Here is a 22,584-nt window from a genome sequence, read left to right as displayed (position 1 = left end):
TTAGGCCTAGGTGTGTGGCGTGTCAGAGCGGGCTGCTAAACGTGCGGCCAGTTGGTCTGCAGGTTGAGGACGCCCGAAATAATAGCCCTGGGCATGGTCGCAGCCGAGTTGTTGCAGTAATTCGACTTGTTCGACCTGCTCAATGCCCTCGGCCAACACCTTAAGCCCAAGGCTATGGCCGAGGGCGATTACCGTGCGGGTGATCGCGACATCGCTGGGGTCGTGCGGCAGGCCGCTGATAAAACTCTGGTCGATTTTCAGCTTGTGCACCGGTAGGCGCTTGAGCCGTGCCAGGGAACTGTAGCCGGTGCCAAAGTCATCGATGGCCAGGCGTATACCGAGTGCGCGTAAACGCTGGAGCAAGGCCAGCGCTGCATCGGGGTTGTCCATTACTGCGCTTTCGGTGACTTCCAGCTCCAGGCAGGCGGGGTCGAGGCCGGTGGCGCGCAGCACCTCGGCCACCCGATGGTCCAATTCCCCACGGCTGAACAGCCTGCTGGAGACATTCACCGCGACAAACTTCAGCGCGTAACCGGCGGCTTGCCAGGCCACCATCTGCCGGCAACTGTGCTCCAGCACCCAGGCATCGATGGCGCTGATCAGCCCTGTTTCTTCGGCCACTGGAATAAATTCACCCGGCGCAACCAGCCCGCGCTGCGGATGCTGCCAGCGCACCAGGGCTTCGACGCCGATGACGTGCTGGTTGCGCAGGCAGATCAGAGGTTGGTAATAGACGCGCAGCTCTTGGTGATCCAAGGCATGGCGCAGGGCGCTGGCCAGCTCAACCCGCTGATGCGCGTGAGCGGTCAGTTCCTGGCTGTAAAATGCATAGCTTTCTCGGCCGCTGTTCTTGGCCTTGAACAGGGCCGAATCGGCATTGCGCAGTATCTGTCCCACATCGTCGGCGTCGTCGGGGTACAGGCTGATGCCGATGCTGGCGGTGATAAACAGCTCTTGCTGATTGATCTGGAAGACCGAACTCATGCACGTCTGCAGACGCTGCGCCAGCACTGCCGCCTGCTCGGGGCTGCCGCAGCTTTCGTCGAGCAGGCCGAATTCGTCACCGCCTAGGCGCGCCAAGGTCATGCGTTTACCGAGTTGCTGGCTAAGGCGCTCACCAACATCCTTGAGCAGCAGGTCACCGATGTTGTGGCCGAGGCTTTCATTGATGTGCTTGAAGTGATCAAGGTCGATCAGCATCACCGCCCCCGAATAGCCGTCAATGCGCCCACGTTCCAGGGCATGCTCGACGCGTTCGGTAAACAGTAAGCGGTTGGGCAGGTTGCTCAGCGGGTCGTGGTGCGCCAGGTAGTCCAGCTCTTGTTGCGAACGCTTCAGGGCGGTGATGTCGGAGAACACAGCCACGTAGTGGCTGACCTCGCCCTGTCCGTCGCGAATCTCGCGGATGCATTGCCACTGCGGGTAGATTTCGCCGCTCTTACGCCGGTTCCACACCTCACCGCTCCAGGCGCCACGGTTTTTCAGGGCCTGCCAGAGGCTGTTGTAGAAGTCTTTATCGTGGCGTCCGGATTTAAGGATGCTCGGCGATTGGCCCAGAATTTCTTTTTCGCTATAGCCGGTGATGCGCGTGAACGCCGGGTTGCAGTGCACGACATGCTGCTGGGCATCGGTTACCAGGACGCCTTCCTGAGTGGCATCAAACACCACGGCGGCCTGGCGCAGGCTGTCTTCATCCTTGCGCCGCTGAGTGATGTCGCTGGCTGTGCCGATCAGGCGCTCAGGCTGACCGTGTTTGTCGAGCAGCAAACGCCCGCGCGATTGAATCCAGCGGTAGCTGCCGTCCTGGTGTTGCAGCCGGTAGCTGACCTCGTACGGCGCTGTGCTGAGCGTGCTCATGCGTCGCTGAATATTGCGCTCAAAGGCAACACGGTCATCGGGATGCAAGTGTTGCTGCCACTGCAGCGGATCAACCCCCAGGGTCTCAGGGCGAATACCCAGCAGGGCGGCATAGCCGGGAGAAAAGTACACCTGCTGGTGTTGCAGATCCCAGTCCCAAATCCCACCCCCAGCGGCCTCCAGCGCTTGGTGCAGGCGTTTTTCACTGCGCAGCAGGGCGCGATGCCCTTGCTGCTGGTGCTGCTGATGGCTACGCAAGATTGAATACAGCAGAGCCGAAGTCAGCAGCACAAACCCCAATCCTTTGAGCAGCTGCACGCGCTCCTGTTGCGCCACTGAAAGTTCCAGGGCCATCAGGAGTCCATCGCTGAACAGCACCCAAAGGGCTGCGCCAAACGCATAGCTGAGGGTCAGGCGCCAAGCGCCTTGTGGGGCATTCATGGGATATCAGTCAGTCCTTTTCCTGGGGCCGGCATTATAGATGCCCAAAAGGGGCGCGCATTCTTATGCAAAAGACCAACTGGTTTTCTGATCCTGGTCAGGGATAATGCGAGTCGACGTGTGCTAATAATCAGCGGCGTCTTTCCTTCTGCACGAGGCACACGGTCCATGTGGTACAACGGTTTTCTTGATCTGTCGGTCTGGCAGTTGGTCGCAGTCACCCTGCTGATGACGCACGTTACCATCGTTAGCGTCACGGTCTATCTGCATCGTTACTCGGCGCACCGCGCGCTGGAGTTGCATCCGGCATTGAAACACTTCTTCCGTTTCTGGCTGTGGCTAACCACCGCGCAGAACACCCGCGAATGGACGGCCATTCACCGCAAACACCACGCCAAGTGCGAAACCGTCGATGACCCGCACAGCCCGGTGATTAAAGGCTTGGGCACCGTGCTGCGTAAAGGTGCCGAGCTGTACGCCGAAGAGGCGAAGAACACGGAAACCCTGCGCATTTATGGCAAAAACTGCCCGGAAGATTGGATCGAGCGCAACCTCTATTCGCGCTTCCCGGTTGCCGGCGTGATGCTGATGGGCGTTATCGACCTGGCCTTGTTTGGTGCGGCGGGTATCACCATCTGGGCGATCCAGATGATGTGGATCCCGGTCTGGGCCGCGGGCGTAATCAACGGCCTCGGCCATGCGGTCGGTTACCGCAACTTCGAATGCCGCGATGCCGCGACCAATCTGGTGCCGTGGGGCATCTTGATTGGCGGCGAAGAGCTGCATAACAACCACCACACCTACCCGAACAGCGCCAAGTTGTCGGTGAAGAAGTGGGAGTTCGATATGGGCTGGTTCTGGATCAAGCTGTTCAGCCTGCTCGGTTTGGCCAAGGTGCAGCGTGTTGCGCCCATCGCCCACCGGGTGGCTGGCAAGCGCAGCCTGGATATGGACACAGCCATGGCCATCCTTAACAACCGTTTCCAGATCATGGCGCAGTACCGCAAGTTGGTGATCGCACCGCTGGTGCAGCAAGAGCTGGCCAAGGCCGACGCCTCCGTGCGCCACCACTTCCATCGCGCCAAGCGGCTGTTGTCGCGTGAGCCGAGCCTGCTCGATGACGGCCACCATGCGCGTATTCAGCGCGTGCTGGAGCAGAGCCACGCGCTTAAGGTGATCTACGAGAAGCGCCTGGCCCTACAGCAGATCTGGGTCAAAACCAGCAGCAATGGCCACGATATGCTGGAGGCCATCAAACATTGGGTTAGCGATGCCGAGGCCAGCGGTATTCAGTCGCTGCGCGAATTCGCCGAGCAGCTGAAAACCTATTCACTGCGCCCCGCTAACGCCGTTTAATCCAGTATCAGGCTGCTCAAACCCACTTGGTGGGTATGAGCAGTCTGGCATTCAGTTGCTAACCCACCGCTGACTGCTGGCGGCAATCCGCCTTTTTGCATGTTGCGATAGGCAAAAAACCGCTTATTACGGCCTCTGCGGCCCTTTCTGCATCACCTTGGTCGCCCGCAGCGCTCAGTTATATGGGCTTCGCGCGCGGCTTTAAGTAGCTGGCACAGTATCTGCCTAGGACTCAGCGCATAACGGCTGGGACCACCGGCTGATAATAAAAATGAAGAGACCTGCACAATGATCTGCACCTGCCTGTTGTTCTGTCCTCATTCCCCGGCTCGCGCCGAGTGCCTTCACGCGCTCACCTAATTTTGGTTATTGCACGATCGGCCCTTGGCCGCAGCGCGGCTGCGCCTGCCTGTCGCCGAGTCTGCAATAACCCCCGAATTCGGTGCGCGCCTGCCGCTTCACGGGTTGAAGTTTGTTCGCGCACCGATATGCAACCCACACACCACTGGAGAAATATAATGAGAAAGACCTCCCTGGCACTGGCTGTTGCGGCCAGCACCTTGGGCTTGTCCCTGAGCCAAGCTGCGTTTGCCGACTTTATCGGTGACAGCAAAGCGACAATTGAAGTGCGTAACTTCTACTTCAATCGCGATTTCCGTCAGGGCAATAGCAATACCCCGACCCCGAGCCAGTCTAAGAGCGAAGAGTGGGCCCAAGGTTTTATCCTGCGTGCTAACTCGGGCTTCACCGAAGGCACGGTAGGCTTTGGCGCCGATGCCATTGGCATGTTCGGTTTCAAGCTGGACTCCGGTGCTGGCACTGACGGCAGCGGTTTGCTGGTTCCTGATAAATCCTCTGGTGGTTCGCAGGACAATAATTCTGATTTGGCAGTTGCAGCCAAGGTGAAAGTTTCCAACAGCACCCTGCGTGTTGGTCAAATGCAGTTCAAGAACGCTGCAATCGCTTCCAGCGACGGTCGCTTGCTGCCGCAGGTGTTTGAGGCAGGGCACCTGGTCTCCCAGGAGATCGATGGCCTGATGCTTGAGGCTGCGCACATCCGCGAAGTGAACAACCGTAACTCTAACGATTACGAAGACATCTCTATCGCCAATAGCTTCAAAAGCGATAAGACGGGTGGTTCTGTCGGCGCTCGCGGTATTCGCCTGAGCGGCGGCGCCACCAGCGACTCGTTCGACTTTATCGGTGGCACCTACAAGGTCAGCAAAGACCTGACCGCCGGCTACTACTATTCCAACCTGGACGAGCTGTACAAGCAGCACTCCTTCAACGCTGTGCATGTACTGCCGCTGGGCGACAAGCAAAGCCTGAAGACCGATCTGCGCTACGCTCGCTCCACTGACGATGGCCGCCGCAGCAACGTCGACAACACCGCCATCGGTGCCATGGTCACCTACGGCCTGGGTGGCCACGCCTTCGGTCTGGGTTACCAGAAGATGAGCGGCGACACCGGCTTTGCCTATCTCAACAACACCGATCCGTTCCTGGTTAACTACGTTCAGATCAGTGACTTTGGTAACAAGGACGAGAAGTCCTACCAGGCTCGCTACGACTACAACTTCGCCTCTATCGGGATTCCGGGTCTGACCTTTATGACCCGTTACCTGACCGGCGACAACGTTGATCGCGGGCGTAACCTGTCCGAAGGCAAAGAGTGGGAACGCAACACCGAGCTGATGTATGTGTTCCAGGAAGGCGCGTTGAAGAACCTCGGCGTGCGCTGGCGTAACGCGTCTGTGCGCTCGAACTTCGCTAATGACCTCGACGAAAACCGCCTGATCGTCAGCTACACCCTGCCGCTGCTTTGATCGCGCGGTAACAGGCTACGCGGTTATCCCCGCGCGGCCTAAGCAGAACAAAAAACCCGGACCGTGTTCCGGGTTTTTTGTGCGCGCCATTCAGCCCTGAGCAGGCGCTGTAACGGCGCGGCTCAAGGTTAGGTGGGTCTACATAGGCTGAACGGTGGTGCTTGTCATTCAATATATAAAAGAATAGATTGTATTTATCTTAATTGAGTCGCAGCCTATGAACACAGACGAAATGCCATTCGATATTCAGCAGTTGCGTGCCAATGCAGAGGCTGCAGGGCAATTACTCAAAGCCCTGGGCAATCCGGATCGGCTGTTGTTGCTGTGTCAGCTGTCCCAGGGCGAGCGCAATGTCAGCGAGTTGGAGGCGCTGCTCGGTATTCAGCAGCCCACCTTGTCGCAGCAGTTAGCCGTGCTGCGCCGTGAGGGCCTCGTGGAGACCCGTCGTGAGGGCAAGCTAATCTATTACTGCATCAGCAGCCCGGCGGCGTTAGCGGTGATCAATACCCTTTATCAAGTGTTCTGCGCAGGTACCGAATAATGACGATTGACTGGTACAACTTCACACCCTGGAGCGCTTTGGCCGGCGGTGCGCTGATCGGCCTTGCGGCGAGTCTGTTTGCCGTGATGAATGGCCGGGTGGCGGGTATTAGCGGTCTGCTCGGTAGCCTGCTGAGCGCCGGTGAGGGGCGCGGCGAAAAGGCCCTGTTTCTACTCGGCATCCTGCTTGCGCCGTTGCTCTGGCAGCTGTTTAGCGAGCTGCCTGTCATTGAAATTCATACAGGCTGGTTGGCGCTGATAGCCGCCGGTTTGCTGGTCGGCATCGGCACCCGCTATGGCTCGGGTTGCACCAGTGGCCATGGCGTCTGCGGCTTGTCGCGGTTATCGCCACGCTCATTGGCGGCCACTCTGAGTTTTATGGCGGCGGGCTTTGCCACCGTGTTTGTCTTACGTCACCTGTTGGGAGCCTGAGCATGCGCAAATTGATGGCGTTTCTCGCCGGAGTGATTTTCGGCATCGGCCTGCTGACGGCGGGTATGGCTAACCCAACCAAAGTACTGGCCTTTCTCGACTTGGCGGGTGCTTGGGATCCTTCGCTGGCGCTGGTCATGGCAGCGGCCATTGGCGTGGCGTTTTTACCCTTCAGTTGGGCGCGCGTGCAGCGCACCAGCCTGCTTGGCGCGCCGATACAGTTACCCGGCAAGCGCGAGTTGGACCGCCGGTTGATCGGCGGCAGCCTGTTGTTTGGCGTGGGCTGGGGGATTGCCGGGATCTGCCCAGGCCCCGCAGTGGCGTTGCTGTTGACCGGACAGTGGCAGGTGCTGGTGTTCGTGGCCGCGATGCTGGCGGGGATGATTGTGTTTGCTGCGCTGGAACGCCAGCGCAGCTGAGTGAGGATCGGGAGATCACGATGAAAGCAAATATTGGCACCTTCGACCGCGCCCTACGCATTGCCGTAGGCCTTATTCTGATCGGCTTGAGCCTGAGCGGCGTGATTGGCTGGTGGGGCCTGATTGGCCTCGTACCACTGGCCACAGGGCTGTTTCGAACGTGCCCGGCGTATTCGCTGTTAGGCATTAACACCTGCACGATCAAGCGTTAACCCACCGCAATACTGACCGGCTTTGCCGGTCGGGCTGGAGTTGTCATGTCACCGCTCATCCAGGCTTTTTTCGACCCCAGTACATCTACTTACAGCTATATCGTCAGCGATCCGGCCACCGCGCAGTGCGCGATTATCGACTCAGTGCTCGACTATGACGCGGCGGCCGGCCGCACCAACTACGCCAGTGCCGATAAGCTGATCAGCGTCGTGCGCGAGCAGGGCCTCAGTGTGCAGTGGCTGCTGGAAACCCACGTGCATGCCGATCACCTGTCGGCCGCGCCCTATCTCAAGGCGGCTCTTGGCGGTCGCTTGGCGATTGGCGAAGAGATCCGCACCGTGCAAAACACCTTCGGTACGTTGTTCAACGCCGGCAGTGAGTTTGCCGTTGATGGCCGCCAATTTGACCAGCTGTTACAGGATGACCAGGCCTTTCAAATCGGCACACTGCAGGCCCGCGCTCTGCATACGCCTGGGCACACGCCAGCCTGCATGACCTACTTGATCGGCGATGCGGCATTCGTCGGTGACACCCTGTTTATGCCGGATTACGGCACCGCCCGGTGTGATTTCCCCGGTGGTGATGCGCGCACGCTGTACCGCTCGATAGCCAAGCTGTTTGCCCTGCCGGGCAGCACTCGGCTGTTTATGTGCCACGATTACCTGGCCCCCGGACGGGAGCAGCACTGTTATCAAACCACCGTGGCTGAGCAGCGCGCGCACAACGTGCATGTGCATCAAGGTATCGATGAAGAGGCTTTTGTCGCCATGCGCCTGGCGCGCGATGCCACCCTGGGGATGCCGGCGCTGATGTTGCCGGCGGTGCAGGTGAATATGCGCGCCGGCCATTTACCGCCTGCCGAAGACAATGGCGTGCGTTACCTCAAGGTGCCGTTGAATGTTTTATAAATGGCCGCTGCTGAAAACTCTGCGTGAATACGATCGCAGCCAGGCGGTCCGCGATCTATTGGCGGCCTGCCTCGTTTGCCTGTTATTGGTGCCGCAAGCGTTGGCCTATGCGCAACTGGCCGGTTTGCCGGCTGTGGTGGGGATGTACGCGAGTATTTTGCCGTTGGTGGTGTATGCGCTGATTGGCGCAAGCCCTGGGGTGGCCCTGTCATTCGGGCCGGTGGCCGTCTTGGCATTGATGACCGCGGCAGCGCTGGCACCCATCGCGGTCGCTGGTAGTGCCGCCTACAGCGCCGCCGCCGTGGGCCTAACCCTGTTGGTCGGCGTACTGCTGCTGTTGATGGGGCTGTTGCGCCTGGGCTTTGTGGCCAACTTTCTCAGCCATCCGGTGATCTCCGGGTTTGTCAGTGGTGCTGCGGTGCTCATCGCTGTGAGCCAGCTGCGCTATATCCTGGGGGTATCAGCCGATGGTCTGACCCTGCCGCAGGTGCTGCCGGCGTTGTATGCCCAGCTGCCAGCCGTTCATCGTCCGACCTTGCTGTTGGGGGGGGCGAGCCTGGTGCTGCTGGTGCTGCTGCGCAACCTCAGTGTGTTAGGCGTGCCGACCGCTTGGGCGTTGCGGGTGAAACAACTGAGCGCCTTGCTGGTGATGCTGTTAGCGATGGCCTTGGGTGCGCTGCTGCAGCTGGAAGCGTACGGGGTCAAAGTGGTGGGGCAGGTGCCGGTCGGGTTGCCGACCTTGGGCCTGCCAAACATGGAACTGGGCTTGCTGCGTGAACTGCTGCCCGCCGCGCTGCTGATTGCTCTGGTGGGGTTTGTGGAGTCGATCTCGATTGCCCAGAGTTTAGCCATGCGCAAGCGTCAGCTGATCAGCCCTGATCTGGAGTTGCTCGGCCAGGGCGCAGCTAACGTGGCCTCGGCGTTCAGTGGCGGGATGCCGGTGGCGGCGAGCTTTTCCCGTTCGGCGGTGGCGCGGCAGAGCAATATGGCCACGCCGCTGGTGGGGATTTTTGCTGCGGGCTTGATGCTGGCAGCAGTGTTGGGCCTGGCTCCGGTATTGCGCCACCTGCCGCAGGCGGTCTTGGCGGCCAGCATTCTGGTGGCGGTGATCGGCCTGGTGGATGTATCGACCCTGCGCCACACCTGGCGTTACTCAAAAGCCGAGGGCGGGGCGCAGTTAGCCACCTTTTTCGGCGTTCTGCTGCAAGGGGTCGAGGCCGGCATCATGCTCGGCGTTTGCCTGTCGCTGTTGTTGTTTCTGTGGCGCACCAGCCGGCCGCACATGGCGGTGGTTGGGCAGGTGCCGGGGAGCCAGCATTTTCGCAATATTCAGCGTTATGACACGGTGCAGAGCCCGAGCGTGTTGTCGTTGCGGGTTGATGAAAGCCTGTACTTCCCGAATGCCCGTTACCTGGAAGCGCGCATCGGTGAGCTGATTGCCGTGAGCCCTGAGGTGCGCCATTTGGTGTTGATCTGCTCCGGGGTCAACCAGATTGATGCCAGTGCGCTGGACGCGCTGGAGGCGATCGCCGAGCAGCTGAAGAGTGCCGAGGTGCAACTGCATCTGTCTGAAGTCAAAGGTCCGGTGATGGACCGCTTGCAGCGTTCGGACTTTCTAGAACGCTTTGGTGGGCAAGTGTTCCTCAGTCAATACCAAGCGCTCTGTACCCTTGATCCGGAAAGCGTCCTGCGCGCCCTAGAGTCTTAGTGAAACTGGGCTACATATTATCTGTGGCCAGTCGATAGCTTGATCAACTGCAGGCTGTGACCGAGCGCCACCTTGCCCTGCAGATTCTTTGCTTTCCTAGAGGTCGATATGTTCGGATCGCGTCTTCGCGGTGAATTACAGCAGTGCCAACAGGACTTGGTAGTGAGCAAAGAGGTAATAGGTGCGATCCGCCGCACCTTTGCGATGATCGAACTCACCGTTCACGGTGAGATTATCGATGCCAATGAGCCTTTTCTTGCCGTCATGGGCTATCGCCTGGAGGAGCTGCGCGGCCAGCATCATCGTTTGTTCTGTTCCAAAGAACAGCTGGGCAGCCCGGCCTACACGCAGTTCTGGCGGCGTTTGGCCAATGGTGAGAGTTTCAGTGATCGCTATCTGCGAATTGCCAAGGATGGGCGCGAAGTCTGGCTGGAGGCCAGCTACCTACCCGTGCGCAATGCTCAGGGGCAGGTGAGCAAAGTGATCAAGCTGGCCGCCGATATCACCGCGCGCATGCACGCCGAGCATCAGCACGAAAGCTATCTGAATGCGATCAACCGCTCCACCGCCGTGGTCGAGTTCAACCTGGCCGGTGAGGTGCAGCATGCCAATGATAATTTCCTCGCCACCATGGGCTATCGCCTCGAGGAGGTCCGTGGCAAGCACCATCGCCAGTTTTGCGACCGTGAAGAGGCCGGCAGCGAGGGCTATAAACGCTTCTGGCAACGCCTGAATCGCGGTGAGTTTATCTCTGACCTCTTTAAGCGGGTGTCCAAGAGCGGGCGGGTGGTGTGGTTACGCGCGACCTACAACCCGCTGTATGACGCCGCTGGCCGGCTCTATGGGGTGGTCAAGTTTGCCAGTGATGTCACCACTCAGATTGAGCACCGGGAGGCGGAATCGGCAGCAGCCCAGTTGGCTTTCGATATTGCCCAGGAAACCGATGCGAGTGCGATCAAAGGCTCGGAAACGGTCGAGCAAACCGTACAGATGGTGCGCGGGATTGCCGATGAGCTGGCGCGGGTTGCCAGCAACATCGAAGCCTTGAGTACGCAGTCAGAACGCATCGGCAGTATCGTTCAGGTGATCCGCGGAATTGCCGAGCAAACCAATTTGCTGGCGCTGAATGCGGCCATCGAAGCGGCGCGCGCGGGTGAGCAGGGTCGTGGTTTTGCGGTGGTGGCCGATGAGGTGCGTAACCTGGCGGCGCGAACCAGCCAGGCCACTGTCGAGATCAATGAGGTTGTGCGCCTGAACCATGAGCTGGCCCTGCAGGCAGTTGAGGGCATGGATGGCAGCAAGCAGAGGGCGGAACAAGGGGTACTGCTGGCCAGCAAAGCCGGTGAGGTGATGCTGGAAATCCGCGATGAGGCGCAGCGTGTGGTTGACGCCATCGGCCAGTTTACCCAGGCCATGAAGGACTAAAGAAAACGCCCAGCATAAGCTGGGCGTTTTCTTGTGGGGGCGTTACTGGTCATGGCGGCGTCTGGCTAGAGCAGCAACACCGTGGCCAGGCCGAGAAAGGCGAAGAAGCCGACAACATCAGTCACCGTGGTCAGTATCACGCTGCCGGCCAAGGCGGGGTCGATGCCCATGCGATCCAGCAACAGCGGTATGGCCCAGCCCGCGAGGGCGGCGCACAGCAGGTTGAGCAGAATAGCCGCGCCGAGTACGGCGCCAATCCCCCAATTACCGAACCACCACACCGACAGCAGGGCGATGACGACCGACCACAAGATGCCGTTGAGTATCGAGATGCCCAGTTCGCGGTTGAGCAGGATGCGGATATTGCCTTTCTGCACTTGGCCGAGGGCCAGGCCGCGGATGACCAGGGTCAAGGTCTGGCTGCCGGCAATGCCGCCCATGCTGGCGACAATCGGCATCAGCACGGCCAGGGCCACCAGTTGTTCAAGGGTGGCCTGAAACAAGCCAATCACCCAGGCGGCACTGAACGCGGTGAGCAGGTTGATACCCAACCACACGGCGCGGCGGCGTGAGCTGACCAGCACCGGGGCGAAGATGTCGGCTTCATCGTTCAAACCGGCCATGTGCATCAGGGCGCGGTCGGAGTCTTCGCGGATCAAGTCGATGACATCGTCCACGGTGATGCGCCCGAGTAAGCGGTTGTGTTCATCCACCACGGGCGCAGAAAGCAGGTCATGGTCCTGGAACAGCTGGGCCACCTCATTGCCGCTGGTGGTCACGGCAATGCCGGCGATGTCGTGGTGCATCAGCTCGCTGACCCGTTGCTCAAGATCGGCCGTGACCAGTTCGCTGAGGCGCAAGGCGCCTTGGTAATGGCCCTTGCGGTCGACCACCATCAACAGGTCAGTTTGCGGCGGTAAGCGTTCGAGCAGGCGTAAGTAGCGCAGCACTGCGCTGGCAGTGACATCGGCGCGCACCTGAATCGGGTCGGCGTTCATCAGGCCGCCGGCCGAGTCCTCAGGGTAGGACAGCATCGACTCAAGCTGCTGGCGCTGCGCCGTGCTACTGGCATGCAGCAACTGGTTACCCAGATCGGCAGGCAAGGCCTGGATCAGGTCGACGCGGTCATCCAGCTCAAGCTCAGCGGTGGCGGCGATCAGGTCTTCCGGGTCGAGTTCCCGGGCCAGTGCGGTGCGGATCTCGTCATGCAGGTAGGTGAGGACTTTGCCCGCCCGCTCGGTCTCTACCATGCTCCAGGCGTGATGGCGCTCTACCGGGGGCAAGGCTTCCAGCAAGCCGGCGACTTTGGCGGGGTGCATGCGGTGCAGCACTTTGCCCAGGCGTTTGAGTTTGCCCTGTGCCAGCGCCTGGCGCACCGCTTCCAGTTGGCTGCTCGCGGCGCTGTCAGTTTCGTCGTGGGGGTTCATGGCCTCAGCCGAGTCGCCGGCTAACTGCGCCCGCAGGCTGGGGCTCAGGTGCTGCAGGGTGCGCTCTTCCAGCTCGGGGCCGGTCTGCTGCCAGAGCTTCTGGCGCTGCTCAGTATCAAGCAGCTCCAACAGCGCCGCGATTTTGCCGGGGTGCATACGCGCCAGCAGTTTACGCACGCGTTTATTCTTGCCGCTGGCCAGCGCCTGAATGATGGCGTTGGAGTCTGTGAGGCTGGAGTGGGACGCGTTGTCACTGGAAGGGGGCGAGGGTGATTTCATGCGTGTGAGAATAACACTCGTATTGTGACGCGGGCATTTGCTTGCGCAGTGGCTGCCCGCCGGCTGTTAGCAAGCGCCCGGCCTAGGCCGGGCGTTTACCCTTAGCCGTGTTGCGGCGCTGGTTGCTGCTGGGTAATGCAGTGGATATTGCCGCCGCCCAAGAGGATCTCCCGGCCCGGCACCATGACGATGCGGTGCTGCGGGAACAAGCGCTGCAGGATGGCTTCGGCTTCGGCGTCCATCGGGTCGTCAAAGCTTGGCGCGATGATGCCGCCATTGACGATCAGGAAGTTGACGTAGGAACCCGCCAGGCGGATTGATGGGTCGCGTTCCTGGCTGCCCGCCACCAGATCGACGCCCGCGCATTCTTCGGCGCTCGCATGCAGCGGGCCCGGAATCGGCATCTTGTGCACGATCAGCTGGCGGCCTTTGGCATCACGGACACTCTCCAGCACGCGCATGGCGGCCTGACAGCGTGGGTAGTTAGGGTCGTTGGCATCGTCAGTCCATGCCAGCAGCACTTCGCCGGGGCGCACGTAGCAGCAGAAGTTGTCGACGTGGCCGTCGGTTTCGTCGTTGAACAGGCCGTCTGGCAGCCAGATCACCGTGTCGATGGCCAGATGGTCGGCCAGGTACTGTTCAACCTGTTCGCGGCTCAGGTGCGGGTTACGGTTCGGGTTGAGCAGGCATTCCTCGGTGGTGATCAGGGTGCCTTCACCGTCCACATGGATGGAGCCGCCTTCAAGGATCAGCTCATCGGTGCGGTAGCGCGCGCAGCCTTCGAGCTGCAGGATCTTGCGCGCCACCTGGTCATCGCGCACCCAGTTGGCGTACAGGCCACCGTTGAGACCACCCCAGGCGTTGAACACCCAGTCCACGCCACGGACTTCGCCGCTGTTGTTGGTCACAAAGGTTGGTCCGGTGTCGCGCACCCAGGCGTCGTCGGTGGTGATTTCCACCACGCGAATGTTGCGGTGGCTCAGGCGCTCGCAGGCGTTTTCGTACTGCCCGGCGGATACCCCAACGGTCACTGGCTCGAATTCGGCAATCGCTCTGGCCACGGCGGTAAACGCGGCTTGCGCCGGCTTACCGCCCAGGCGCCAGTTGTCCGGGCGTTCGGGCCAGACCATCCATGTCTGGCTATGGGGTTCCCATTCGGCAGGCATGCGGAAACCGTCGGCGCGTGGGGTGCTGTTGAGGGTTGTCATTGGTTCACCAAAACATTGAGCGTAATCGGATGGGGTTAGCTTAGCGCTAGCCATCGTGGGTCATTATGGGTATCGCGCGCTGCGCGGCTGGGCCCATCCTACAGTGTGGTCTTAGTCGCAGGCCAGGTGGCCGTCGAGGGTCTTCAACGGGCCATAGAGGTTGGGGCGGCGGTCGCGGAAGCTGCCCCAGGCGCTGCGGATATGCTCCAGCTGATCCAGGTCAAAACTGTGCACGAGCACCGCCTCATCGGTTTCGTTGGCTTCCTGCACCTTGGCGCCGAACGAGTCGGTAATAAACGACGAACCGTAGAAGGTGATGTGTGAGTCGCTTTGCGCTTCGCGGCCGATACGGTTGCTGGCAATCACCGGCATCAGGTTCGCCCCGGCATGACCCTGCTGCACACGCTGCCAATGATCGCGCGAGCTGATGCTCGGGTCGTGTGGCTCACTGCCGATAGCGGTCGGGTAGAAGAGGATTTCCGCACCGAGGAGCGCCATGCTGCGCGCGCACTCGGGGAACCACTGGTCCCAGCAGATGCCCACGCCAATCTTGGCGTAGCGGGTATTCCACACCTTAAAACCGGTATCGCCGGGGTTGAAGTAATACTTCTCGTGGTAGCCCGGGCCATCGGGGATATGACTTTTCCGATAAATCCCGAGGTTGCTGCCGTCGGCATCGATGATTGCGATGCTGTTGAAGCGTGCGCGGCCGGCCAGTTCGTAGAAGCTGATCGGCAGCACCACCTGCAATTCCTTGGCGACTTTCTGGAAGTGCAGAATCGCCGGGTTGTGCTCGGTCGGGGTGGCCAGTTGTAGGTAGTCCGGGTTGGGCTTCTGGCAGAAGTACGGGGTTTCGAACAGTTCCTGCAGCAGGATGATCTGCGCGCCCTTGGCCGCGGCTTGGCGCACCAGCTGCTCGGCCTTGGCGAGATTCGCGGCGCTGTCCCAGGAGCAGGCCATTTGGGTGGCGGCGACGGTAACGATACGGGGCATTTCTTACACCTCAGGAGCCGTTGGGACTTTTATCTGACGCGAGCGCAGGCTGGCGGCGGCGAAATAGCGCGCGGCGAGGCACTGTGGCTGGCGAGCTATTTATAGCCGATAAAAATCGACTTTAAAAGTGTGATTAATGCAGCTGATCACTTTTTAAGGGTTTTATGCCGAATAAAAATCGAGATAAGCCAGTGCGGCAGCGCCGCTGAGCGTTCGTGTGATTGCGAAGGATTGCGGGCGCAGGGGCGGGCGTTGCGGGGCGTGTGAAGTGCGGGTGTGTGGTGGCGGGACGCTCAGGCGCTGTGGCGTTTATGCAGCTCGAACTGTTCGTGGCCGTCATCCCAGCCCGCTTCCCAGGCGGCGATCAGCACCTCGGCGGCGAGTGCGCGGGGGGCATTGGTTTGCCCGGTCAGCCCTGCCATATAGCCCTGTTGGTACGCCTTGTTGAGGCTTTCCAGGCTCCAGTGCTGGTCATCTTCCGTGTTGAGATCGGTGCAGCCCATGGTGGCAGCTCGCAGTGAATTGACCTGGCTAATGCTAGTCGTATCACGCCGGCGCGACTGTGCCGCCGATCCTGCTTTTGCCACCGCTGGCAGCTTATGTGATGCAGTTGGCGAAACGCTGGCGGCAGGCCGGTCAGCGTGTCGTCATGGCCGCGGGCTAGTTTGTCGGCGCGAGGATGCTGGCTTGATAGGCCGCGGCAAAACTGTCGAAGTCGCCTTCGTTCTGGGCTTCCAGCTCGGCTTGGTCCTGCAGTGATTGCGCGGCGCGGGCTTCGAAGGCCGCTTGCTGTTCAGCGCTCAGCGGCTGGCTGCGGAAGTACTCGGCGTGCTGCTTGCTTTGGCGCAAGGCAAACTCGCTAAAGCTCAGGCCCTGTTGCAGCTGCGCGAGCACCTGCGCAGACGGCGTCAGGCTGGGGTCGGCGACTTTGGCCTGTTGCGCTTGCAACGCTTGGCTGTGAGCGTTGCTGCCCAGATTTTGGTCGAGCAGCTCGGCCAGCGGCAGAATCTGCTCCAGCAGTTCGCTGGCCCAGCTCTGTAGCGCCACCGGCTGGCCGTTGCGCTGCAGTTGCAGGCCTGGGAGGCGGCCTTCCTTAACCACACTGAGGAAGTTGTCGGTGCAGGCATGGCACTCGTCACTTTCCAGCAACGGGCTGTCTTGCAGGGCACAGAACAACAAGAAGGCATCGAGGAAGCGCGACTCTGTCAGGTCGATACCCAACGGCAGGAAGGGGTTGATGTCCAGGCAGCGCACTTCGACATATTGCACGCCACGCGCCACCAGCGCCTGGATCGGCCGCTCGCCGCTATCGGTCACGCGCTTGGGGCGGATGTTCGAGTAGTACTCGTTTTCGATCTGCAGGATATGAGTGTTGAGTTGCAGCCACTCGCCATCCTGCTTCGCGCCGATCTCCACGTAGGGCGGGTAGGGTGTGCCGACGGCTTGCCGCAGGCTGTCGGTATAGCTGTGCAGGTCGTTGTAGCACGGCGTCAGGCCGGCCTGCGCACTGCTCTGGTAGCCCAGGTCGCTCATGCGCAGGCTGGTGGCATAGGGCAGGTACAGGGTTTCGTCATCCAGCTCCTGCAGCTGATGCGGGTTACCGCGCATAAAACCTTTGTGCAGGGCCGGTGAGGCGCCGAACAGGTACATCAATAACCAGCTGTAGCGGCGGAAATTACGGATTAACGCGATATAGCGGGCCGATTGGTAATCCTGCGCGCTGCGCGTATCGCCTTCGGCCTGTTGTAGCCGCTGCCACAGCGCATCCGGCAGGGAGAAGTTGTAATGGATGCCGGCGATGCACTGCATGGTCTTGCCATAACGCAGTGCCAAACCTTTGCGGTACACGTACTTCAGTTCGCCGATATTCGAGTGGCCGTAACGCGCGATGGGGATCGTTTCTTCGTCCGGCAGGGCGCAGGGCATCGACGCGCTCCACAGGTATTCGCCGTCGAGCTTGCTGTAGGCGAAGCGGTGGATCTGCTCCAGGTCTGCCAGGGTCGCCGCTGGGTCCGCTTCGGCCGGGGTAATGAACTCCAGCAACGATTCGGAATAGTCGGTGGTGATCTGTGTGTGCGTCAGCGCCGAGCCGAGCGTCGCTGGGTGCGGAGTCAGCGCGAGCTGGCCGTCGCCATCAATGCGCAGGCATTCGCGCTCGATACCGTGTAGGCACTTAGAGAGTAGGGAGAGATTGGCCGGCTCAGCCAGGAGGGTCATGCGGCGGGAAAGAAGATCGCTCAAGGTATTTTCCTAGCTGGCAGACGCCGCAAAAAATGGGGCAATCGCAACAATATGGGGTGCGGTTGCGCACTCTTCAAGTGGGTGATGTTCACGCCACCGTGTTCTGAGGCCGATTAGCCGGAGCGTCTGCGCCCCGGCCTTAGCGTTCCCGGCTGCCCAGCATAACCGTGGCGAACCGCCGCTATGCATCGTGCAGCGAGGGCTCAGATACAGGCGAAGGTGCCTTGCGCCTTGGCGATCAGCTTGTCTTCCTGCCAGACCTCGGCTTCGACCACCTGGGTGCGACGACCGGCGTGCAGCACTTTGGCATGGCACAGCACGCTGCCGTCGGCCACCGGGCGGATGTAGTTGATCTTGCACTCCAGCGTGACACTGCTGGGGCCACCGTCGCCCAGGCTATGGCTGGCTTGGCCCATTGCGGTATCAATCAGAGAGAACAGCGCGCCGCCATGCAGCTTGCCGTGCAGGTTACGCAGGTCATTGGTGAGGGTCAGGCGCACGCGCGCTTCGCCGCCACCGACCTGGAGAATATCCAGGCCGAGCAGGCGGGAGAAGGCGCTGCTGGCGCCGGTCGAAGTAGTTTCGTTCATTTCTTCAACTGCTTGGCATTGGCGAATAGGGCGGCCATACCGCCGCTGGCGGGGGCCGGTTTGTCCTGGCTGGAATGACGCTCGCTACGCGGCGCATTGCCGGCTGGCTTGCCGCCACGAGCGCCGCCACGCGGGCCTTCGACTTTCTCGCCGGGGGTGTCGCCCATGCGCATGGACAGGGCGATGCGGTTGCGCGGAATGTCGACTTCCATCACCTTGACCTTGACCACGTCGCCGGCTTTGACCGCTTCGTGTGGGTCTTTGATGAACTTCTCCGACAGCGCGCTGATGTGCACCAGGCCGTCCTGGTGCACGCCGATATCGACGAAGGCGCCGAAGTTGGTCACGTTGGTGACTACGCCTTCGAGCATCATCCCCAGTTTGAGGTCGTTGAGGGTTTCCACGCCTTCCTGAAACTCAGCGGTTTTGAACTCCGGACGCGGGTCGCGACCGGGTTTTTCCAGCTCGCTCAAGATATCGCCGATGGTCACCAGGCCGAACTTATCGTCAGTAAACGACTTCGGGTCGAGGCGCTTGAGGAAGCCCGCGTCGCCGATCAGCGAGCGGATATCGCGGCCGGTGTCGGCAGCGATGCGCTGCACCAGCGGGTAGGTTTCTGGGTGTACGGCGGACGCATCCAGCGGGTTGCTGCCGTTCATTACACGCAGGAAGCCCGCGGCCTGTTCGAAGGTCTTGTCGCCCAGGCGCGGCACCTTGAGCAGCTCGGCGCGGCTGTTGAACGCGCCGTTGGCGTCGCGGAAGGCGACGATATTCTGCGCCAGCGTGGTGTTGAGGCCGGAGATGCGTGCCAGCAGGGCGGCGGAGGCGGTGTTCACATCCACTCCGACGGCGTTTACGCAGTCCTCCACCACCGCATCCAGCGAGCGGGCCAGCTTGAGCTGCGATACGTCGTGCTGGTATTGGCCAACACCAATGGATTTCGGGTCGATCTTCACCAATTCCGCCAGCGGGTCTTGCAGGCGGCGGGCGATGGACACGGCGCCGCGCAGCGACACGTCCATGTCCGGAAATTCTTTGGCGGCCAACTCGGACGCCGAGTACACCGAGGCGCCGGCTTCACTGACCATGACCTTGGTCAGGTTCAGGCCCGGCAGTTTCTTGATCAGGTCGGTCGCCAGCTTGTCGGTCTCGCGGCTGGCGGTGCCGTTGCCGATGGAAATCAGGTCGACGGCGTGTTTGGCGCACAGCTTGGCGAGGATCGCCAGGGTGCCATCCCAGTCATTACGTGGCGCGTGCGGGTACACCGTGGAGGTTTCCAGCACTTTGCCGGTGGCGTCGACCACCGCCACCTTGCAGCCGGTGCGCAGGCCCGGATCGAGCGCCAGGGTGGCGCGCGGGCCAGCCGGGGCGGCCAGCAGCAGGTCGTGCAGGTTGCGGGCGAAAACGTTGATCGCCTCGTCCTCGGCACCTTCGCGCAGTTCGCCGAACAGGTCAGTTTCCAGGTGGGTGTAGAGCTTGACCTTCCAGGTCCAGCGCACCACTTCGCCCAGCCACTTGTCCGCGGCGCGGCCACGGGCGCTGATGCCGAAGCGCTCGCCGATCATGCCTTCGCACGGGTGCATGCTGCCGGGCAGCTCGTCGCCGACTTTCAGGCTGGCGCTCAAAATGCCTTCATTACGGCCACGGAAAATCGCCAGGGCGCGGTGTGACGGTGCGCCCTTGAGCTTCTCGTCGTGCTCGAAGTAATCGCGGAACTTGGCGCCTTCGTTCTCTTTACCGGCGACTACGCGGGCGCTGAGGATGGCGTTGTCCTTGAGGTAGCTGCGCAGGCTGGCCAGCAGGTTGGCATCCTCGGCGAAGCGCTCCATGAGGATGTATTTGGCGCCTTCGAGCACGGCCTTGATGTCGGCAAAGCCTTTTTCCGCATCGATAAAACGTTCGGCTTCGCTTTCCGGCGTCAGCGTCGGGTCGTTGAACAGTGCGTCGGCCAGTTCGCCGAGGCCGGCTTCCAGGGCGATCTGGCCCTTGGTGCGGCGCTTCTGCTTGAACGGCAGGTACAAGTCTTCCAGGCGGGTCTTGGTTTCGGCCAGGTTGATTTCTCGGGTCAATTCCGGGGTCAGCTTGCCCTGTTCCTCGATGCTGGCGAGGATGCTGGCGCGGCGGTCGTCGAGTTCACGCAGGTAGCGCAGGCGCTCTTCCAGGTTGCGCAACTGGGTGTCATCCAGGCTGCCGGTGACCTCTTTACGGTAGCGCGCGATAAACGGCACGGTGGAGCCTTCATCGAGCAGCGCCACGGCGGCGGCGACCTGTTGTGGGCGTACGCCCAGTTCTTCGGCGATGCGGTTGTTGATGCTGAGCATATAAAAAGCTACCCACACTGAAACGAAAAACCGGCCACGCAGACCACGGGCCAGGCACGAAAGCCGCGCATTATAAACACTGCCCAGCAGCGCGCCGGGAACCGCACGGGGAAAAATCTGCTAACAATGGGCTACACGTCGGCTGCGGCTCCTGAGCCATAATGCTGGCACTTGCAAACTGCCAGCGCGTCCGCGCCCGGCGGAAGCCTGGTCAAGGAGCCCTGAATGAGCAGCACTGCACTTCCTGTTGAAGGCGAAAAAATCCTTATCGTCGATGACGACGCCCGCCTGCGCCGCTTGCTTGAGCGTTTCTTCGACGAGCAGGGCTACCGTGTGCGCGCGGTGGAGAACGTCGAGCAGATGGATCGTCTGCTGGCCCGCGAACTGTTCCAGCTGGTGGTGCTGGACCTGATGCTGCCGGGTGAGGATGGTTTGTCCGCCTGCAAGCGCCTGCGCGAAGCGAATAATCAGGTGCCGATCATCATGCTCACCGCCAAGGGCGATGAAGCCAGCCGGATTCAGGGGCTGGAGCTGGGCGCTGATGACTACTTGGCCAAGCCGTTCAACCCGCGCGAGCTGCTGGCGCGGATCAAGGCCGTGCTGCGTCGTCAGGCCCCGGTAGTACCGGGCGCACCGGGCAGCGAAGACGAAAGTGTGAGCTTCGGCGAGTACGAGCTGTCCCTGGCCACCCGCGAGCTGAAAAAGGGCGACGAGGTGCACATGCTCACCACTGGTGAGTTCGCCGTGCTCAAAGCACTGGTGCAGCACGCCCGTGAGCCGCTGACCCGCGACAAGCTGATGAACCTGGCCCGTGGCCGCGAATGGGATGCACTGGAGCGCTCCATCGACGTGCAGATTTCCCGTCTGCGCCGCTTGATCGAACCCGATCCGTCCAAGCCGCGCTATATCCAGACGGTCTGGGGTGTGGGGTATGTATTCGTTCCAGACGGCAACAAGTAACCAGCCAGCTGGGTGAATGACTTTTCATTCACCTAGCATGACTTCTGCCCGGCGGATCGATAAGGCGCGATCCGCCCCGCAGTCTCTCTCGCCACATTGGCGATCGGTACACGGCATTTAAATGAAAACCCCTCTCTGGTTCCCGCAAAGCTTCTTCGCCCGCACGTTGTGGCTGGTGCTGATCGTGGTGCTGTTCTCCAAGGCGCTGACCCTGGTTTATCTGATGATGAACGAGGACGTGCTGGTGGACCGTCAGTACAGCCACGGCGCGGCGCTGACCCTGCGCGCCTACTGGGCGGCAGACCCGGAAGACCGCGCCACCATCGCCGAGGCGGCCGGGCTCAAACGGGTGCCGCACGAGCAGGTGCCGGCCAACGAGCAGCATTGGCCCTACAGCGAGATTTTTCAGCGCCAGATGCAGACCGAGCTGGGGCCGGAGACCGAGGTGCATGTTAGCGCCAAGAGCCCGCCGGCGCTGTGGGTGCACGCCCCGGCGCTGGGGGACGACTGGCTGCGTGTGCCGTTGTATCCGCACCCGTTGCGCGGCCAGCGGATCTGGAGCGTGCTCGGCTGGTTCCTGGCCATTGGTTTGCTGTCGACGGCAGCGGCCTGGATTTTCGTGCGCCAGCTCAGTGCGCCGCTCAAGCGCCTGGTATTTGCCGCCCGGCAGATCGGTAAGGGCCGCAGCGTACGCCTGCCCGTCAGTGATACGCCGAGCGAGATGACCGAGGTCTACCGCGCCTTTAACCAGATGGCTGAAGACGTCGAGCAGGCGGCCCGCGAGCGTGAGCTTATGCTCGCCGGGGTGTCGCATGACCTGCGTACGCCACTGACCCGCCTGCGCCTGTCCATGGAGTTTTTGCACACCGACTCGGAGCTGACCGAGGACATGGTGCGCGACATCGAGGACATGGACGCGATTCTCGACCAGTTCCTCGCCTTTATCCGCGACGGCCGTGACGAGCCGCTGGAACAACTCGACTTGCTTGAGCTGATCCGTGAAGTCGTCGCGCCATATAACCAGAAGCAGCAACGCGTGCGCCTGTGTCTGGAACCGGTGCCGGCCTTCCCGTTGCGCCGGGTGTCGCTCAAGCGCCTGCTGGTCAACCTGATCGAAAACGCCCTGCGCTACGGTGGTAATGCGGTGGAGGTGGCGGTTTCCCTGTCGGGCGACCACAGCGCGCCCTATGTGGTGCTCAGTGTGCTCGATCGCGGCCAGGGGATTGATCCGGCCGAGCTGGGTAACATCATCAACCCCTTTATCCGTGGCGACCGCGCCCGTGGCGGCCAAGGTGCGGGGTTGGGGCTGGCCATCGTCAAACGCATCGCCGCGCTGCATGGCGGCAGTGTTGAACTGCGTAACCGCTCAGGCGGCGGGCTGGAGGCGCGGGTCTGCCTGCCCCTGGGGCTATTGCTGCCGCGCGATGCGGTGTAATCACC

At 61.3% G+C, this 22,584-nt stretch carries 19 protein-coding genes and 1 pseudogene; 12 read left to right on the top strand and 8 right to left on the bottom strand.

All coding sequences use genetic code 11. The annotated features are described in order from the left end of the window. Positions 1–6 precede the first annotated feature (6 nt). Entirely contained in the window at positions 7–2,298 is a 2,292-nt protein-coding gene (dibA, locus tag SOP97_RS04185) for a phosphodiesterase DibA (RefSeq protein WP_322948315.1), read from the bottom strand. Positions 2,299–2,466: 168 nt separating this feature from the next. Here dibA and desA point away from each other — a divergent pair, with 168 nt between their 5' ends. From desA to SOP97_RS20275, 10 genes and pseudogenes are all read left to right on the top strand, one after another. Further along, positions 2,467–3,654: a delta-9 fatty acid desaturase DesA gene (desA, locus tag SOP97_RS04180; RefSeq protein WP_274087060.1), complete on the top strand. Its 1,188-nt coding sequence runs from the start codon at positions 2,467–2,469 to the stop codon at positions 3,652–3,654. 518 nt (positions 3,655–4,172) lie between these two features. Next, on the top strand, positions 4,173–5,480 hold the full coding sequence (locus SOP97_RS04175; protein ID WP_322948314.1) for an OprD family porin: 1,308 nt from the start codon (positions 4,173–4,175) through the stop codon (positions 5,478–5,480). Between the two features lie 217 nt (positions 5,481–5,697). Further along, positions 5,698–6,021, top strand: coding sequence for an ArsR/SmtB family transcription factor (locus SOP97_RS04170; protein ID WP_322948313.1), 324 nt, complete (start codon positions 5,698–5,700; stop codon positions 6,019–6,021). After that, complete coding sequence (locus SOP97_RS04165; protein WP_322948312.1) at positions 6,021–6,452, top strand: YeeE/YedE family protein; 432 nt, start codon at positions 6,021–6,023, stop codon at positions 6,450–6,452. The genes SOP97_RS04170 and SOP97_RS04165 overlap by 1 nt, the downstream gene beginning before the upstream one ends. A gap of 2 nt (positions 6,453–6,454) precedes the next feature. Beyond that, positions 6,455–6,871, top strand: a complete 417-nt coding sequence (locus tag SOP97_RS04160; protein WP_322948311.1) for a DUF6691 family protein — start codon at positions 6,455–6,457, stop codon at positions 6,869–6,871. A 20-nt stretch (positions 6,872–6,891) separates the two neighbouring features. Continuing rightward, positions 6,892–7,083, top strand: coding sequence for a YgaP family membrane protein (locus tag SOP97_RS04155; protein WP_322948310.1), 192 nt, complete (start codon positions 6,892–6,894; stop codon positions 7,081–7,083). A 45-nt stretch (positions 7,084–7,128) separates the two neighbouring features. Next, positions 7,129–7,992: an MBL fold metallo-hydrolase gene (locus tag SOP97_RS04150; RefSeq protein ID WP_322948309.1), complete on the top strand. Its 864-nt coding sequence runs from the start codon at positions 7,129–7,131 to the stop codon at positions 7,990–7,992. Beyond that, positions 7,982–9,700: a SulP family inorganic anion transporter gene (locus tag SOP97_RS04145; RefSeq protein WP_322948308.1), complete on the top strand. Its 1,719-nt coding sequence runs from the start codon at positions 7,982–7,984 to the stop codon at positions 9,698–9,700. Before SOP97_RS04150 ends, SOP97_RS04145 begins: the two co-directional genes overlap by 11 nt. 108 nt (positions 9,701–9,808) lie before the next feature. Next, positions 9,809–10,582: pseudogene (locus SOP97_RS20280) on the top strand (PAS domain-containing protein); the annotation flags it as partial. A 33-nt stretch (positions 10,583–10,615) separates the two neighbouring features. Then, positions 10,616–11,125 carry a methyl-accepting chemotaxis protein gene (locus SOP97_RS20275; RefSeq protein WP_411912023.1) on the top strand — a complete coding sequence of 170 codons (510 nt, stop codon included), beginning with the start codon at positions 10,616–10,618 and terminating at the stop codon, positions 11,123–11,125. A 65-nt stretch (positions 11,126–11,190) separates the two neighbouring features. Here SOP97_RS20275 and mgtE read toward each other — a convergent pair whose 3' ends face one another. The 7 genes from mgtE to SOP97_RS04105 all read right to left on the bottom strand — a co-directional run bounded on the left by mgtE (position 11,191) and on the right by SOP97_RS04105 (position 20,184). After that, the gene (gene mgtE, locus SOP97_RS04135; protein WP_322948306.1) at positions 11,191–12,831 is read right to left on the bottom strand and encodes a magnesium transporter; all 1,641 of its coding nucleotides are present in this window, start codon (positions 12,829–12,831) and stop codon (positions 11,191–11,193) included. Positions 12,832–12,932: 101 nt separating this feature from the next. Beyond that, on the bottom strand, positions 12,933–14,039 hold the full coding sequence (gene aguA, locus SOP97_RS04130; RefSeq protein WP_322948305.1) for an agmatine deiminase: 1,107 nt from the start codon (positions 14,037–14,039) through the stop codon (positions 12,933–12,935). Positions 14,040–14,150: 111 nt separating this feature from the next. After that, on the bottom strand, positions 14,151–15,032 hold the full coding sequence (aguB, locus tag SOP97_RS04125) for an N-carbamoylputrescine amidase (RefSeq protein WP_274087071.1): 882 nt from the start codon (positions 15,030–15,032) through the stop codon (positions 14,151–14,153). A 293-nt stretch (positions 15,033–15,325) separates the two neighbouring features. Next, a complete protein-coding gene (rmf, locus tag SOP97_RS04120) occupies positions 15,326–15,535 on the bottom strand; it encodes a ribosome modulation factor (RefSeq protein WP_322948304.1) in 210 nt (69 codons plus the stop codon). Positions 15,536–15,692: 157 nt separating this feature from the next. Then, entirely contained in the window at positions 15,693–17,273 is a 1,581-nt protein-coding gene (gene gshA / locus SOP97_RS04115; protein ID WP_322948303.1) for a glutamate--cysteine ligase, read from the bottom strand. Positions 17,274–17,476: 203 nt separating this feature from the next. After that, the gene (locus SOP97_RS04110) at positions 17,477–17,863 is read right to left on the bottom strand and encodes a PaaI family thioesterase (RefSeq protein ID WP_274087074.1); all 387 of its coding nucleotides are present in this window, start codon (positions 17,861–17,863) and stop codon (positions 17,477–17,479) included. Then, positions 17,860–20,184 (bottom strand): Tex family protein, encoded by a 2,325-nt coding sequence (locus SOP97_RS04105; RefSeq protein ID WP_322948302.1) that lies wholly within the window; start codon positions 20,182–20,184, stop codon positions 17,860–17,862. Before SOP97_RS04105 ends, SOP97_RS04110 begins: the two co-directional genes overlap by 4 nt. A 225-nt stretch (positions 20,185–20,409) precedes the next feature. Between SOP97_RS04105 and ompR the strand changes: the two genes are divergently transcribed. Then, the gene (gene ompR, locus SOP97_RS04100; protein WP_274087076.1) at positions 20,410–21,144 is read left to right on the top strand and encodes an osmolarity response regulator transcription factor OmpR; all 735 of its coding nucleotides are present in this window, start codon (positions 20,410–20,412) and stop codon (positions 21,142–21,144) included. Positions 21,145–21,265: 121 nt separating this feature from the next. Beyond that, on the top strand, positions 21,266–22,579 hold the full coding sequence (locus SOP97_RS04095) for an ATP-binding protein (RefSeq protein WP_274087077.1): 1,314 nt from the start codon (positions 21,266–21,268) through the stop codon (positions 22,577–22,579). Positions 22,580–22,584: the final 5 nt, after the last annotated feature.

Origin of the sequence: Pseudomonas spirodelae, assembly GCF_034653255.1 — a bacterium.
Taxonomy (GTDB): domain Bacteria; phylum Pseudomonadota; class Gammaproteobacteria; order Pseudomonadales; family Pseudomonadaceae; genus Aquipseudomonas; species Aquipseudomonas spirodelae.
Note: the sequence above shows the minus strand (reverse complement) of the source record. Positions and strands in the feature narration are given on the sequence as shown.

What these genes read in the sequence shown, in the direction of transcription:
- SOP97_RS04095 (WP_274087077.1), top strand. Translation starts at nt 21,266, where the DNA reads ATGAAAACCCCTCTCTGGTTCCCGCAAAGCTTCTTCGCCCGCACGTTG.
- mgtE (WP_322948306.1), bottom strand. Translation starts at nt 12,831, where the DNA reads ATGAAATCACCCTCGCCCCCTTCCAGTGACAACGCGTCCCACTCCAGC.
- rmf (WP_322948304.1), bottom strand. Translation starts at nt 15,535, where the DNA reads ATGGGCTGCACCGATCTCAACACGGAAGATGACCAGCACTGGAGCCTG.
- SOP97_RS04150 (WP_322948309.1), top strand. Translation starts at nt 7,129, where the DNA reads ATGTCACCGCTCATCCAGGCTTTTTTCGACCCCAGTACATCTACTTAC.
- desA (WP_274087060.1), top strand. Translation starts at nt 2,467, where the DNA reads ATGTGGTACAACGGTTTTCTTGATCTGTCGGTCTGGCAGTTGGTCGCA.
- SOP97_RS04175 (WP_322948314.1), top strand. Translation starts at nt 4,173, where the DNA reads ATGAGAAAGACCTCCCTGGCACTGGCTGTTGCGGCCAGCACCTTGGGC.
- SOP97_RS04160 (WP_322948311.1), top strand. Translation starts at nt 6,455, where the DNA reads ATGCGCAAATTGATGGCGTTTCTCGCCGGAGTGATTTTCGGCATCGGC.
- SOP97_RS04165 (WP_322948312.1), top strand. Translation starts at nt 6,021, where the DNA reads ATGACGATTGACTGGTACAACTTCACACCCTGGAGCGCTTTGGCCGGC.
- SOP97_RS04155 (WP_322948310.1), top strand. Translation starts at nt 6,892, where the DNA reads ATGAAAGCAAATATTGGCACCTTCGACCGCGCCCTACGCATTGCCGTA.
- dibA (WP_322948315.1), bottom strand. Translation starts at nt 2,298, where the DNA reads ATGAATGCCCCACAAGGCGCTTGGCGCCTGACCCTCAGCTATGCGTTT.
- SOP97_RS04110 (WP_274087074.1), bottom strand. Translation starts at nt 17,863, where the DNA reads ATGAACGAAACTACTTCGACCGGCGCCAGCAGCGCCTTCTCCCGCCTG.
- SOP97_RS04105 (WP_322948302.1), bottom strand. Translation starts at nt 20,184, where the DNA reads ATGCTCAGCATCAACAACCGCATCGCCGAAGAACTGGGCGTACGCCCA.
- aguA (WP_322948305.1), bottom strand. Translation starts at nt 14,039, where the DNA reads ATGACAACCCTCAACAGCACCCCACGCGCCGACGGTTTCCGCATGCCT.
- SOP97_RS04145 (WP_322948308.1), top strand. Translation starts at nt 7,982, where the DNA reads ATGTTTTATAAATGGCCGCTGCTGAAAACTCTGCGTGAATACGATCGC.
- aguB (WP_274087071.1), bottom strand. Translation starts at nt 15,032, where the DNA reads ATGCCCCGTATCGTTACCGTCGCCGCCACCCAAATGGCCTGCTCCTGG.
- SOP97_RS04170 (WP_322948313.1), top strand. Translation starts at nt 5,698, where the DNA reads ATGAACACAGACGAAATGCCATTCGATATTCAGCAGTTGCGTGCCAAT.
- ompR (WP_274087076.1), top strand. Translation starts at nt 20,410, where the DNA reads ATGAGCAGCACTGCACTTCCTGTTGAAGGCGAAAAAATCCTTATCGTC.